The 13,155-nt window shown below is 68.6% G+C and carries 10 protein-coding genes and 3 pseudogenes; 5 read left to right on the top strand and 8 right to left on the bottom strand.

Translation table 11 applies throughout. From position 1 onward, the window contains the following. Complete coding sequence (locus tag AB0M76_RS38670; protein ID WP_365957416.1) at positions 1 to 1,524, top strand: aldehyde dehydrogenase family protein; 1,524 nt, start codon at positions 1 to 3, stop codon at positions 1,522 to 1,524. Between the two features lie 127 nt (positions 1,525 to 1,651). On the opposite strand, the gene AB0M76_RS38665 is transcribed toward AB0M76_RS38670, so the two are convergent. The 6 genes and pseudogenes from AB0M76_RS38665 to AB0M76_RS38640 all read right to left on the bottom strand — a co-directional run. Continuing rightward, entirely contained in the window at positions 1,652 to 1,807 is a 156-nt protein-coding gene (locus AB0M76_RS38665) for a maleylpyruvate isomerase N-terminal domain-containing protein (RefSeq protein ID WP_365957436.1), read from the bottom strand. 420 nt (positions 1,808 to 2,227) lie between these two features. After that, complete coding sequence (locus AB0M76_RS38660) at positions 2,228 to 3,214, bottom strand: helix-turn-helix domain-containing protein (protein ID WP_030296791.1); 987 nt, start codon at positions 3,212 to 3,214, stop codon at positions 2,228 to 2,230. A gap of 660 nt (positions 3,215 to 3,874) precedes the next feature. Next, positions 3,875 to 4,471, bottom strand: a complete 597-nt coding sequence (locus tag AB0M76_RS38655) for an NAD(P)-binding domain-containing protein (RefSeq protein WP_266631639.1) — start codon at positions 4,469 to 4,471, stop codon at positions 3,875 to 3,877. Positions 4,472 to 4,515: 44 nt separating this feature from the next. Continuing rightward, the gene (locus AB0M76_RS38650) at positions 4,516 to 5,334 is read right to left on the bottom strand and encodes a 3'(2'),5'-bisphosphate nucleotidase CysQ (RefSeq protein ID WP_365957415.1); all 819 of its coding nucleotides are present in this window, start codon (positions 5,332 to 5,334) and stop codon (positions 4,516 to 4,518) included. A gap of 108 nt (positions 5,335 to 5,442) precedes the next feature. Then, positions 5,443 to 7,017 carry a GMC family oxidoreductase N-terminal domain-containing protein gene (locus AB0M76_RS38645; RefSeq protein WP_365957414.1) on the bottom strand — a complete coding sequence of 525 codons (1,575 nt, stop codon included), beginning with the start codon at positions 7,015 to 7,017 and terminating at the stop codon, positions 5,443 to 5,445. Between the two features lie 1,439 nt (positions 7,018 to 8,456). Beyond that, positions 8,457 to 8,624 (bottom strand): annotated as a pseudogene (locus AB0M76_RS38640) (pirin family protein); the annotation flags it as partial. A gap of 93 nt (positions 8,625 to 8,717) precedes the next feature. On the opposite strand from AB0M76_RS38640, the pseudogene AB0M76_RS38635 reads away from it, so the two are divergent. The 3 genes and pseudogenes from AB0M76_RS38635 to AB0M76_RS38625 form a co-directional block, all read left to right on the top strand. After that, positions 8,718 to 9,068: pseudogene (locus AB0M76_RS38635) on the top strand (site-specific integrase); the annotation flags it as partial. A gap of 475 nt (positions 9,069 to 9,543) precedes the next feature. Then, positions 9,544 to 9,870: a tyrosine-type recombinase/integrase gene (locus AB0M76_RS38630; RefSeq protein WP_365957435.1), complete on the top strand. Its 327-nt coding sequence runs from the start codon at positions 9,544 to 9,546 to the stop codon at positions 9,868 to 9,870. Between the two features lie 307 nt (positions 9,871 to 10,177). Continuing rightward, on the top strand, positions 10,178 to 10,690 hold the full coding sequence (locus AB0M76_RS38625) for a hypothetical protein (protein ID WP_365957413.1): 513 nt from the start codon (positions 10,178 to 10,180) through the stop codon (positions 10,688 to 10,690). Here the strand turns inward: AB0M76_RS38625 and AB0M76_RS38620 are convergent. Further along, a pseudogene (locus tag AB0M76_RS38620) lies at positions 10,671 to 11,499 on the bottom strand (IS5 family transposase). The gene AB0M76_RS38625 and the pseudogene AB0M76_RS38620 overlap by 20 nt on opposite strands. A 117-nt stretch (positions 11,500 to 11,616) precedes the next feature. Continuing rightward, positions 11,617 to 12,252, bottom strand: a complete 636-nt coding sequence (locus AB0M76_RS38615; RefSeq protein ID WP_365957412.1) for a VOC family protein — start codon at positions 12,250 to 12,252, stop codon at positions 11,617 to 11,619. Between the two features lie 586 nt (positions 12,253 to 12,838). On the opposite strand from AB0M76_RS38615, the gene AB0M76_RS38610 reads away from it, so the two are divergent. Next, on the top strand, positions 12,839 to 13,054 hold the full coding sequence (locus AB0M76_RS38610; RefSeq protein WP_365957411.1) for a hypothetical protein: 216 nt from the start codon (positions 12,839 to 12,841) through the stop codon (positions 13,052 to 13,054). Positions 13,055 to 13,155: the final 101 nt, after the last annotated feature.

Genomic DNA, 13,155 nt, shown 5'->3' with positions numbered 1-13,155 from the left:
ATGGCCCGTTACGCTGCGCCCGGTACCGAAGGCGCGCTCATGTCGTACGCGTCCCGCTACGGCCACTTCATCGGTGGCGAGTACGTCGAGCCCGCCCGCGGCGGGTACTTCGCCAATCCCTCCCCCGTCAACGGCCAGCCGTTCACCGAGGTCGCGCGCGGCACTGCCGAGGACGTGGAGCGGGCGCTCGACGCGGCGCACGCGGCCGCGCCCGCCTGGGGGCGCACCTCGGTCGCCGAGCGCTCGACCGTCCTGCTGCGCATCGCGGACCGGATGGAGCAGAACCTGGAGGCCTTGGCGGTCGCGGAGACCTGGGAGAACGGCAAGCCGATCCGGGAGACCCTCGCCGCAGACATGCCGCTGGCCGTCGACCAGTTCCGCTACTTCGCGGGCGCGCTGCGCGCGCAGGAGGGCGCGCTCAGCCAGCTCGACGACGACACGGTCGCCTACCACTTCCACGAGCCGCTGGGCGTCGTCGGGCAGATCATCCCGTGGAACTTCCCGATCCTGATGGCGGTGTGGAAGCTGGCTCCGGCGCTCGCGGCGGGGAACACGGTGGTGCTGAAACCGGCCGAGCAGACCCCGGCCTCGGTGCACTACTGGCTGAGCCTGGTGGCGGACCTGCTGCCGCCGGGCGTGGTGAACATCGTCAACGGCTTCGGCGAGGAGGCGGGCAAGCCGCTGGCCTCCAGCCCGCGCGTGGCGAAGATCGCGTTCACCGGGGAGACGTCCACGGGGCGGCTGATCATGCAGTACGCGGCGGAGCACCTCAAGCCGGTCACCCTCGAACTCGGCGGCAAGAGCCCGAACCTCTTCTTCGACGACATCTGGACCACCGACGACGACCTGCGCGACAAGGCCCTTGAGGGCTTCACCATGTTCGCCCTGAACCAGGGCGAGGTGTGCACGAGCCCCTCCCGCGCGCTGATCGAGCGCGGCCGGTACGGCGACTTCCTGGACGCGGCGGTCGCGCGCACCGAACTGATCGTGCCCGGACACCCGTTGGACACGGACACGATGATCGGCGCGCAGGCCTCCGAGGAGCAGCTGCGCAAGGTCCTCTCGTACGTGGAGATCGGCCAGCAGGAAGGCGCGAAGATCCTCACCGGCGGGCAGCGGATCGACCACGGCGGCGACCTGGCCGGCGGCTTCTACGTGGAGCCGACGATCTTCGAGGGCGACAACCGGATGCGGATCTTCCAGGAGGAGATCTTCGGCCCGGTCGTGTCGGTGACGTCCTTCCAGGACTTCGACGACGCCGTCCGGATCGCCAACGACACGGCGTACGGCCTGGGCGCCGGCGTCTGGACCCGCGACATCAACACCGCCTACCGCGCCGGCCGCGCGATCCAGGCGGGCCGCGTCTGGACGAACTGCTACCACGCCTACCCGGCCCACGCCGCCTTCGGCGGCTACAAGCAGTCGGGCATCGGCCGCGAGACCCACAAGATGATGCTGGAGCACTACCAGCAGACCAAGAACGTTTTAGTCAGTTACTCACCCAAGAAGCTTGGGTTCTTCTAGAGAACAGAAATCCGTTGCCTGGAGCGGGCATCGCCTCTCCAGGCAACATTGACTCCAAGCGCAGAAGGTAATCAAACGGCAGCCATACGTGACCTCCGGACCACTTCGGAACCTTCCCCCGGACCAGTCACGGACCAAGAAGTTGGAAATCGCTCAAGGCCGAGTGGGCGAACCTGGTCGGCGGCTGCTGGATGCGCCGGCGAAGCAGCTCACTGAACCACCAGTGCTCGCTGCCGACGTGCCGCGTGAGGTCCCCGAGAGTCCAGCCGGGGCAGGTCGGCAGCGGGGTGGAGGGTCGGCTCCCGTGACCGTGGCGACGAATGCGGCGGTCTCGGCTGCGAAGGCCGCTCCGTGCTGGGCGGGGTTCATGACTGCGCCCTTCCTCTGATGACGCTGCCTCAGGTGGCGATACTCAAGGCCTCTGGCGTCGTACTCGGCGTCGATGCTGGGCAGGGCTCCGTTGACGTCCCAGGACGAGGTGCGGAGCACTGTGCTGCCCTTGGCAGCCGTGACGCGATAGCCGTCGGAGTCACAGGCGAAGCCGTGACGGTTCGGGCAAGTCATCCCGGCCCTCGTTGTCGGCGGGTCGCGTGCGGTGCAGGTCGTCGAGCCTCCAGCCGGTGCCCAGGCCGCCCACAGCGCCCCGCTGCCTTGCTTGGGACACGAGTCGGCGGCATCCGCTGAACTGCAGCCGTACCTCTGGTCACGCGCTATCGGCCGACCCGTGGCCCGGCGGGTGCCGGTTCGGCGAGAGCGAGGCCGGTCCGGTCGAGCGGGCGCACTCGGTGGGAGTCTGACCGTAGTGCTTCTTGAAGGCTCGGGTGAAGTGACTGCCGTCCGCGAACTGCCAGTGTGCGGCGAGTTCCGAAATGCTCAGGCGCCCTGACGGCGAGACAAGGGCGAGCCGGGCCTCATGCAGTCGCCGGTGGCGGATGTAGGTGCTCACCTGCTCTCCCACCGCGGCGAATGCCCGGTGCAGCGTGCGGACGGAGACGTTGAGTTCACGCGCAAGCATCGCCGGAGAAAGTTCGGGATCAGCGAGCCGACGGTCCGCGAGGTCCTTGGCTGCCTGGGTGAGCGCGGGCGCCAACCGGGGCTCTACGTCGTCGAACCGGCCCTTCACCACCGCCTTGGTCAGCTCGATCAGGGTACCTTGGGCAGCTGCCACACCGGCCGGGCCGAGGTCGGCCACGGTCATGTGGATCATGTCTGCAAGGGCCGTCAGCAAGCGCACCTCGGCCGAGTCCGCCGGCCCGGTGACGACCCGGTTCCCGAGCAGGGGTTTGAGCTCGCCGGGGGGCAGGACGAGGAACTTCGCCGTGAGGTGCGCCGTCGTCTCGAAGGCCGTCAGGCGCCCGAGGTGCCGGACGAGGAACTGCCCGGCCGACACGGTCTGGTCGCCGTAGCCGGACGGGCCGCCCAGAGTCCATGCGCCGCTCCGCACGACATACATGGCAACCAGATCCTGATCGCCGCCCGGGACGTCCGCGGTCCGGGTTGCCGACGCGGCGTGGAGATCGGCGATCGCCGCGCCATGCACCTTGGCAACCTTGCCCTTGACCCGGAAGTCACCGATCGTGTCCGGGCTGAAGGCCGGCAGTTGGAAGACATCGTCGCCGACCTGCGTCTGCCACCCGCGTCGGAAAACGTCGAGTCCCCGCGGTGCGGAATCCGGGGCGGTCGAGTCCACTGCGAACACCCCGCGCGCGCCGTCGACCTCCGCTCCAGTACCGTGCATCCCTCTGCGATCCTCTCGTCTTCATTGCTTCAACGCCGTCCTGTGGTGGTCGTGTTCCGCAGGACGCCGCCATGACCCATGTGGACACCGCGCCAATCTTCCTATAGACGGCTCGCATTGCAGCGGCCGGGAGGCAGAGCTGATGTTTCTGATTCGGCGAGATGAACGACGCGACCCCTGACGATCAGGTCGCAGCCTGATCGTCAGGGGTCGCACTCGCACTCGGTCCTCCCTCATGGGGCTCGTGCCGGGGACGTCTTCGCCGCCTCGGTCGGACCTTTCGCCGGAGGTAACGGTTAGTGGCCGGCGCGCAGTTCGCCGTGTGGGCCGATGGCGTCGGCCACGCCCAGGCAGGTGCTGCCCCGGAGGCACCGAGTTCGTAGTGCACAGCCCCGGTGTTGACGGAACGGACCGTGAGCGCGACCTCGTAGTTGCCCGGGTAGGTCACTCACCGAGCCGCAGCCGAATCCGGGCGTCTTCCGGCCGGCGGGCCATGCCGATCGGCCTGCCAAGCCGTGTCGGCCGAGATCATCCTGTCGCGGTCGTGTCCCACCGGGAACCCATCCGTGCCGGTGCCGGCTCCGGTCACCTGCAGGTTGCGCGGCTCGACGGTCAGCGGGCGATCGAGATCGCGAAGGGGGTGAATCCGATGGACCGGATGACGTGCGGTACGAATAGTATCGCGGCCTCCGTGGCGCGGGCGGTCTGGATCCCGCCGAGGTCGGTGATCCATTCCTTGCGCCAGCCGAGGTCGATGAGCAGTTCAAGGACGGTCCGCTTGGCCTCCGGTTCCTCGCCGGAGAGGAAGGCGGTTGGCGTCTGGGTGAGCGTGGCCGGGGCGGTCATCACCGGGAAGAGCATGGTGTTGAGCGTCTTGACGACGTGCGTTTCGGGGAGCGCTGCCTGGAGTTGCTCGGCGAGGCTTGAACCGGGGTAGATCAGGGCGGCGGGCAGTCCGTCCGGTCCGTCGACGGTGGCGTTGGAGACGTCCACGAGGATCTTGCCGTGCAGCTCTTCGCGCAGGGCGGCGAGACGTTCCAGGGAGCCGGCGCCCGGGGTGGCGTTGATGACGATCCGGGCCGCCCGGGCGGCATCGGCGGCGGCGCCCGGCGCGCGGTCCGCGACGGTCACCTCGTGCCCTGCCAGGGTGAGGGCTTTCGCCAGGTTGCCGCCGACGCGGCCGTTTCCGAGAACTGCGATCGTGGTCATGATGTTCTGGTCCTTGCGTTGGGTGCGGGTTGTGGTGTGCGGGGTCAGCGGGAGAGCGTGGCGACGGCTTCGGCGTGGACGCCGGGCGCGGCGGCCAGGAAGCTCTCGCTCTGCGGGGTCCAGGGGCGGCCCTCGGCGTCGGAGATCTGTCCGCCGGCCTCGGTGACGAGCAGCGCGCCGGGCAGCAGGTCCGCTCGGGCGCCGGCGAACTGCCAGAAGGCGTCGATGCGGCCGGCGGCCACGTTCGTGAGGTGCAGGGTCGCGGGCACGGCGGTGCGGACGACGAGCGCGTCGAAGAGCATCGCGGTGATCGAGGAGCCGACGCGCCGTACGACCCTCTCGTCCTCGTCCGGCCGGGCCTGGCTGGTGGCCACGATGCTCAGGCCGAGGTCCGCGGTCGGGGAGACGCGCAGCGGCCGGCCGTCGAGGTAGGCGCCGGCGCCGGTGAGCGCGGTGTAGGTCTCGCCGGTCAGCGGCAGGTGGACCGCGGTGAGCACCGGCTGGTTCTCACGCACGAGGGTCGCGGTCACCGCCCACTCCGGCAGCACGTGCAGGTGGTTGACGTTGCCTTCGGCCGGGTCCACGACCCACCACTCGCCGGGCGGCAGCGCCCCGCCGTCCAGCTCGTCCTCCACCCAGCCGGCCTCCGGGCGCAGGCTCGTGAGGCGGGGGCGCAGGATGTCCAGGGCCGTGTCGTCGTTGACGGCGAGCGCACGCATCAGCTCGTCACGGGTCTCGTAACGGACCACATCGCCGAAACGCTCGCGCAGCGCCGCACCGGCGGCGCGCACGGCGGTCGCGGTGCGGTCGAGCAGGTCGGCGTCGGAGGTGACGACGTCAGTGGTCTGAAGCGTTTCGGACATGGTGGTGCTCCTGTCTGAGGAGGGGTGATGAGGCCGGTCGGGGTCGCGTTCGACGGACGACGGGGGGATGAAGCGCGTTGTGGAAGCGCCGTGGGCGCGGAAGAAGGCTCAGTCGATCAGTTCGGCGGCCCGTTCGGCGATGGCGTAAACGGTCGCGTTGGTGTTGGCCGAGGGGATGGACGGCATCACCGAGGCATCGGCGACACGCAGTCCGGCTATTCCGTGCACGCGAAGGTTCGCAGGGTCGACGACGGCATCGGCGTCGGTTCCCATGCGGCAGGTGCCGGTGAAGTGGAAGTAGGGGCCGGTGGCCTTGCGAATGAACTCGTCCACAGATTCGCCGCTCGTCCCGGAGCCCGGCACCGCTTCCTGCTTGCGCCAGTCGGCGAACGCGTCGGCCTCGCCGATGCGGCGTGCCACTGCCAGGCCCTTGCGCATGACCTCCAGGTCACGGTCGTCGCTCAGGTAGCCCGGGTCGACGACGGGAACACTGGCGGGATGGGCGTCCGCCAGGCGCACGGTGCCGCTGCTGTGCGGAGCCATCGCGGAGAAGGCTATGGAGTAGCCGTTGGCCGGCGGCTGGCCCCAAGCCGACGGGAGCGGTGCGGCGACGATGTAGACCTGAAGGTCCGGCCGGGCCGCGGCGGGATCGCTGAACAGCAGGCCCATCATTTCGGCCGGCGGGTTGGCAGGAACGAACGGTACGGGCTGGTCGGCCTCGTACACCACGCCCGCCATCGGATGGTCCTGCAGATGGGATCCCACTCCCGGCAGGTCGGCGACGACGTCGATACCGTGTTCCTCAAGGTGTTGGGCCGGGCCGATCCCTGACAGCATCAGGAGGTGCGCGGAACCGATGGCTCCCGCGGTCAATATGACCTCGGCGCTGTCGATGGACAGGTGCTCCCCACCGATGGTGTACTCGACGCCGGTGCAGCGGCCCGCGGTGGTGCGCAGCCGCTGCACGGTCGCGTCCGTGACGACGTCCAGGTTCGGCCGGTCGAGGAACGGACGGATGTAGGCGTCGGCCGCGCTCTGGCGGGCGCCGCTGGGCAGATTCATGTCACTCCACCCGAACCCGGTCTCCAGCCCGCTGCCGATGTCATCGGCGCGTGCGAACCCAGCCTCCACTGCGGCGTCGACGCCCGCCGTGGCCAGGGGATGGGGTTCCGGGACCGGGGCGACCGCGACCGGCCCGTCCGTGCCCCGCACGGAGGCATCACGGCTGCGAGTGCTCTCGCTGCGGCGGAAATAAGGCAGCAGATCGTCGAAACCCCAGCCCGGAGCACCGAGGCCGGGCCATTCGTCGTAACCGGACCGGTGCCCCCGCAGGTGGTAGAGGCCGTTGATGCTCGACGATCCGCCGAGCGCCTTACCGCGCAGCACGTCAGCGGCCCTGCCTGTACCGGCCTGCACGGTTGAGGCGCCCAGCCAGAGGGATGACGGGTCAAACCCCAGGAACCCCCAAGGAGATGCCATCGCCTCGGTTGCGTCCCGGGCTCCCGCCTCCAGCAACAACACCCGCACGCCCGGGCGTTCCGAAAGCCGGGAGGCAATCACGCACCCCGCCGTCCCCGCTCCCACCACGACATAGTCATAAGGACTCTTGCCCATCATGTCTCCGCTTCCCACGGCAGCACTGTCCGACCACCGGGTTTCAGGAAAAGGCTCCTCGACGATCAAAGAGCTGATTGCTTGCACGAACTAAAGGGGCCGAGAAGTCCGAGCTCGGCGCGCAGAAGGCGTGGAACCGGCTGATCAGCAGCGAGCGGGCTCCAGTGGAGCGGGGCTGTCCGCAGGCAGGCCGCGCGCGCTGCTGGTGCTGACGGACACCGAGGTGGCCCGGCGGCAAACGATCACCTTGATCCGACGGGCCTGGAGCGCCCGGTCCGGCCATTGCCGATCACCCCGTTGGGGATGTCCATGCCGGCGCCGGTGCCTGCGATGACGGCCTTCCGGCTGGACTTCTCTTGTTTCACGCGTTTCTTGTCCTTGGTGTGTACCCGTCCTGGAACAGCCCGGGTTTCCCTTCTGCCGTCGAATCTTAGGAATACGGACACGGCGCGTACTTGAACCTCCGCGACGTTCGTTCGGAACCTCAGCGCCATACGTGTGGCGAGACAGTCGGCGTCACACAGCACTGGGTCAGGCTGCTCGTACACGCCGACCGACTTCTTCCCCTGCCACAGGTGGCCGCCCTTTCCCACCGACGGCCGCGTGAACCTGGGTCGGCAGCAAGGACGTTAGGCGGCCGCAGTTCCGGCCACGGCGGGCCCGTGGCATCGGGGATGGGCGCGGATCCTCACGTCCGTCCACCGGGAGATCGACCTCTGGCAGCAGGTCGACGAGAACCTCGGCCCGGAAGCCACCCTCCGCCTGCTCTCCTGCACGGCTCCCACACCGAGTCGATCGGCGAGTGGTGGGGCTCCGGCTGGTACGAGACGATGGTCCGCCGCGCGGTTGTCCGCGCGGCGGACGACGGAAGCCTCCCAGCAATCATTCCCAGAACTTCCCGGCCCACCCCACGACAGGAGCGCCCGGGCAAAGATCCGGACCAGCTCCGGACCAGCCCAGACCAAGGGGGCGCATCAACTGACGTTTCCGCTGGTCAGCATGGGTGTGCCTCCCGTACCACCAGCAGACGAAGAACATTTTAGTAAGTTATTCCCCCAAGAAGCTCGGCTTCTTCTAAAAGGTTGAGCACGGTGTCTGACCTGCGCAAAAGACCGGTCAGGCACCGTGCCCTGGTCTCGGGGCAGCTACCGAAGTCGAGTGATTCCAGAGTTCACTTGCCTCCGATACCCCACTTCATAGAGAAGATCCGGGCCGTGCACGGGCCAGCGCGATCGCCGGTCCACCGCGCATACCAGCAGACACTGGCCGTCTTCGGAGCCCGTAGCCACCGTCCACGCCGCCTGCGCAGTGAACGACCCACCCCAGACGTCGAGCAGAAGGCGTCAGCACTCGGAAACCGGCGGCGTTGAGCATGGCGGCCACTAGTGACCTGACCACACCGTGCCCCACATGGGAGACGACCCCAAGATCAAGAACCCTCTCCGCAAACCACACCGGGGTAATGACAACCCTTCCGTCCGGCCCATCCCTCACAACATCGGCGCAGTTCAGCGCACTCTTCCCCTAGGCTTCAGGCGAGTTGGGGGCAGTTCCGGCGCAGGAATCTGAGGGCCGTCGTAGCCCTTGACCTCGCCGTAGCGGGTGCCGTTCATCCAGTCCTCGCGGAAGCCTGCGATATCTTCTTGGGACCGTCCGATCCAGTTCCAGAACGTAACACGAGATATCCGTCTTCGTGCAGGTCAGGAACGCATTAGACCCTCCAGCGTCAGCAAAATGTCAGTATTGGCGCCGGAGGGGTCCCGCACCGCATGGCAACGAAGTCACTCGCCCACGGCATGGGCACCTTCTTCAAGGACTGCGAGCACCCGCAGTCCCGCTGGTCGAAGTGCCCGCACGAGTACACGATCCGCTACCGCAGCGCGGCCGGTAAGCAGACCGAGGAGGCAGGCTTCTCCACCCAGGACAAGGCCATCGACCGCCTCACCACGGTCTACCAGGAGAAGAAGGCCGCCCCAAGGAACCAGGGCAAGGCCGAGCGGATCCAGAAGTACGGCGCGATGCAGTTCCGCGAGTACACCGCGGAGTGGAAGGCCGGCCAGCGCGACCTCGCCGAGTCGTCGCTCCGCACGCTGGAGTCCCTGCTCGAGAACCACATCCTGCCCACCCTCGGCAGTCGCCGGATGAGCACCTTCGACCACAAGGTCGTCGACGGCTTCATCCGCACAATGGAACGCAACGGCGCTGGCCTCGCCACCCAGTCCAACGCCTTCGACAAGGTGAAGTCGGTCCTCCTCGACGCGTACCGCCTCGGCATCTACACGGAGAACCCCGTCCTGCGCGTGAAGCCCCCGCAGTACGACCCCGAGCGTGCGGTCATCCCCTCCCCCGCCCAGCTCCGCGACATACGCACTGCTGGCGACGACCGATTCCTGCTCATCGCCGACCTCATGAGCGGCTGCGGCATGCGCAACGGGGAAGCCTTCGCCGTCAACATCAACAACCTCGTCGCCAGCGACGTCTACCGCATCACCGAGCAGGTCAACCAGACCACGAAGACCTACGGCCGCCTCAAGCACCGCAAGCCCACCGACTACCGCGACGTCCCCTCCCAGCCCGGATCCGCGAAACGATCGAGTGGTACGCCGACAAGCACGGCACGGTCGACGGCCACCCCCTCCGCCACCCCATGGACCCCACGAGGCCATTCCTGGCCTACTACCTCGAGAACCAGTGGCAACGCATCAAGCGCGCCGGCGAAGTCGACGCCCCGACGGCATAGTGATCTACAGCCTCCGCCACTTCTTCGCCTCGAACTGCCTCACCAACGGCATCCCCATCACGGACGTCGCCGAATGGATGGGCCACAAGAGCCGCGACATCACCTTCAAGATCTACCGCCACCTCATGCCCGGCTCCATCGGCAAAGCCGCCAAGATCCTGGACGTCGGCCTCGCCGCGTAAAGCGCTCCGGACGTCACGTCGGATGGAAGTGCGGCCACATCATCCAGTCGCCCTGGGGGCCCGTCGGCTGGGCCAGCGACCACATCAGCGACGAAGTCAGTCGCGCACCGGCCGCCGTCCCGATAGCGCTAGCCCGAGTGCCCGCGGGATGAGGTCAGGCCCCAAACCCTTCCCCCCCGCTGGTGGCTCCGGTCTGCTGTGGCGAAGGCCCTCGGCCTGACAGTCCGTCTCTTCCGATCAGCACAGACGTGGCCGTTGTACGACTCGGTGCGTCCCGTGCACGAGCGTCCCTGCTCCGCTCCGCAGTGTGCGCAGGGGCCGCGGTGATGTCGCCCTGTTCTCCACCGGGCGGGCAGCCGGATCCGCGCGCCTGGGAGGGCGGGTTCTGGCGGTCGGCGGGGACCGGCTCCCGTACCGGGCCGGCGACCGCACGCAGATACTCAACGGGAACCCGCTCGCCGAACCGTACCTGCCACCCGAGCCCCCGCCCTCAGCAGCGGCCTTCGACATCCTGGTCCCCGAGGGCCAGGTCGTGGCCCTGGGCGACAACCGGGTCGAGCCGCACGAGCGCGCCTTCCCGGAAGGCGGGCCCGGCGCGTTCGACGCCGCGGACATCCGGGGCAGGGCCGGCCCCAAGCCCAACTGGCTCCTGGTGGCGGCCGGGGCCATCGCGCTGGGCGCGCCGCTCACCCTCATCAGCGGCCGCCTGGGCCTGTCGGCACTGTTCGCCAGACGCCGCGCACGCCCCGGCCCAGCCCGTATTCATAACCTTCAAACTGGACTAGGTTCTGTCTCTTTGGTCAGCGTCGTGCCCAGGTGAGGATGGCGGCGAGGTGGAGTGCTGCCTGGTAGGCGATGGCGAGTTGTTGCATCGTGTGGCCAGGCCGCGCCACTGCTTGAGGCGGTTGATGCAGCGTTCGACGTTGTTCCGCTGCTTGTAGATCTCGGCGTCGAAGCCGGGCGGGCGGCCGCCTCGGCGTCCTCGCCGCAGGCGGTGGCCGATCTGGTCGGACGGTTGCGGGATGACCGTGCGGATCCCGCGTCGTCGCAGGTGGGGCCGGATGGCACGGGAGGAGTAGGTCCGGTCCGCGAGCACGGCCAACGGCCGGGTTCGAGGCCTGCCGGGCCCGCTTCGTGGCACGCGGATGCGGGCCATGACCGCTTCGAAGGCGGGTGCGTCGCCGGCGTGGCCCGCGGTGACGGTCAGGGCCAGGGGCCGTGCACGGTCGTCGGCGGCCAGGTGGACCTTGGTTCTCAGGCCGCCGCGTGAGCGTCCGAGGGCGTGGTCGGCGGGCTCGCTGCGGCCTTCGGCCCCTTTTTGCGTGCTCCGGCGGAATGCTGGTGGGCGCGGACGACGGTGGAGTCGACCGAGACGGTCCAGCCGATGTCGTCACCGGCGTCCGCGGCCGCCAGCACGGCGGTCAGGATGTTCTGCCAGGTTCCGTCGACAGCCCATCTGATCAGCCGTTTGTGGGCGGTCTGGAACGGGCCGAGCTCGTCGGGCAGGTCCCGCCAGGGCGAGTTGGTGCGGTACTTCCACGCGATGGCCTCGAGCGTTCGGCGGTGATCAGCCCACCGCCGTCCACGGACCGGATCGGCCAGCATCAGCGGCTCGATCCGGCCCCACATCGCATCAGTGACCACTCATCGGGCAGACACATCCGATCAACTGACCAGCCCATCGATGAGACACGCGCTAGCCAGGAGACCCCAGCCGGCTGCTCCCGCGGGGCAGTCGGGCCCTGGTCAGATCGTGACCGGGCCGTGGGCGGTGGCGAACTCGACCGAGACCAGGCCCGGTTCCTCATCCTCGACCCAGGTGACGTCGATCTGGTCGAGGGGGTGGTCGGCCGGTTCGCCGAGGAATTCGGCGATGGAGGCGGCGTCGCCGGCGATGGAGAGCCCGTGGATGGTGGTGGAGGTGCGCGGGTCGGCGCTCGGGCGCTCCTCGATGGGGACCGACCATTGAAGGAAGTAGGGCAGTTGCGGGTCCTCCAGCAGTTCCAGCAGGCCGATCTGCTTCCACCTCAGGTCGAACCCGTCGGGGCGGACACGGTGGCCCTCGGCCGAGGTGCGGCCGAGGCGGGCCTCGACCGGGGCGATGTCGTCGACGGAGACCACCCAACCGAGCCAGCCGCCGCCCTCGGCGGCGCGGCGCGCGACCGCCTGGCCGAAGGGTGCGCGGTCGGCGGCGGGGTGGTCGAGTGTGGTGACGACCTCGACGTAGGTGCCGCCGCTCAGCGGGAGAATGAAATTGCGGGTGCCGAATCGCGGGTGCACGCCCCCGTCGACGAACCCGGCGCCGAGGGCGGATCCGATCCACTGGACGGTCGAGACGAAGCTGTCGCGGGCCACCGCATAGGACACGTGATCAAGTCGCACTGCGCCATCATCACCCGACAACTCGCACACATCCCGACGCCACGCCCGCCGCCCCGGCCGCGTCCGCCGTGGATTCAGCCGTGGAGCGGATCGACCATCGTCATCCCGGCGGGGGGAGGCCCGGTCGAAGCCAGGCAGCAGCGCTGCCGCCTCGTCAAGGCCCGCGCCCCGCTCGATCAGCCGCTGCGGGGCGAACGCTGCTGCCACAGGATTTCGATCCGGCACGCAACACCATGCGCACCGCACTTCCAAGAGACAGGCTCTAGGCGAGGAACGGCCGGACAGGGGAGAGTCCTTCGCCTCGTCGGCCTCAGCCTGCATGCGGCGAGACGCAGCCTCACCTCCCCAACTGCGAAGCTAGCTTCGCAGCCTGACGGTGTGTACGCTTCGGTGTATCGAAACTCAAGAACGACAGGACTTCGTGAGTGGTCACGGGCTGGGAGAAGTGCGCTGTTTCCCGTCCACGGCCATCGGCAAGACCATCCGACTCATCAGATACCGCACCACCCCGCGTGGTTTGGACGCCCGGCAGGGCGGTGCGGCTCGACCATCCCCGCGCCATGCGCGGGAACGGAAAGGACAACCCATGCGGATTGTCGATACCCATAATGCCTGGTCCTTACCGCCTCGGACCAAGAGCGGTGTCCTGCCGCTCGTTGTGATCATCGTGGTCTGCATCTTCGGCTCCGCGATTACCGGACACGCGGCCGATGCGCTGGCCGTAGTGGTTACGGTTCTGCTGACCGTTGCGACGGAGGAGCTGGTACGGGCCGCGATGCGGCACCGGCTGCCCGTCGCCTGACCATGTGACGTGTGTGGTGGGGCGCCGTGCCCAGTACCGCGCCCCACCACGCACCACCCGCAACACGGAACCACAGGAGCGAGGGAAAGGAGGTGAGGTGT

The sequence above is a fragment of the Streptomyces sp. NPDC051364 genome, from assembly GCF_040682115.1.
Lineage (GTDB): Bacteria > Actinomycetota > Actinomycetes > Streptomycetales > Streptomycetaceae > Streptomyces.
Note: the sequence above shows the minus strand (reverse complement) of the source record. Positions and strands in the feature narration are given on the sequence as shown.

Coding starts and splice junctions, on each gene's coding strand:
- AB0M76_RS38670 (WP_365957416.1), top strand. CDS start 1: ATGGCCCGTTACGCTGCGCCCGGTACCGAAGGCGCGCTCATGTCGTAC.
- AB0M76_RS38655 (WP_266631639.1), bottom strand. CDS start 4,471: ATGACCACGATCGCAGTTCTCGGAAACGGCCGCGTCGGCGGCAACCTG.
- AB0M76_RS38650 (WP_365957415.1), bottom strand. CDS start 5,334: ATGTCCGAAACGCTTCAGACCACTGACGTCGTCACCTCCGACGCCGAC.
- AB0M76_RS38610 (WP_365957411.1), top strand. CDS start 12,839: ATGCGGATTGTCGATACCCATAATGCCTGGTCCTTACCGCCTCGGACC.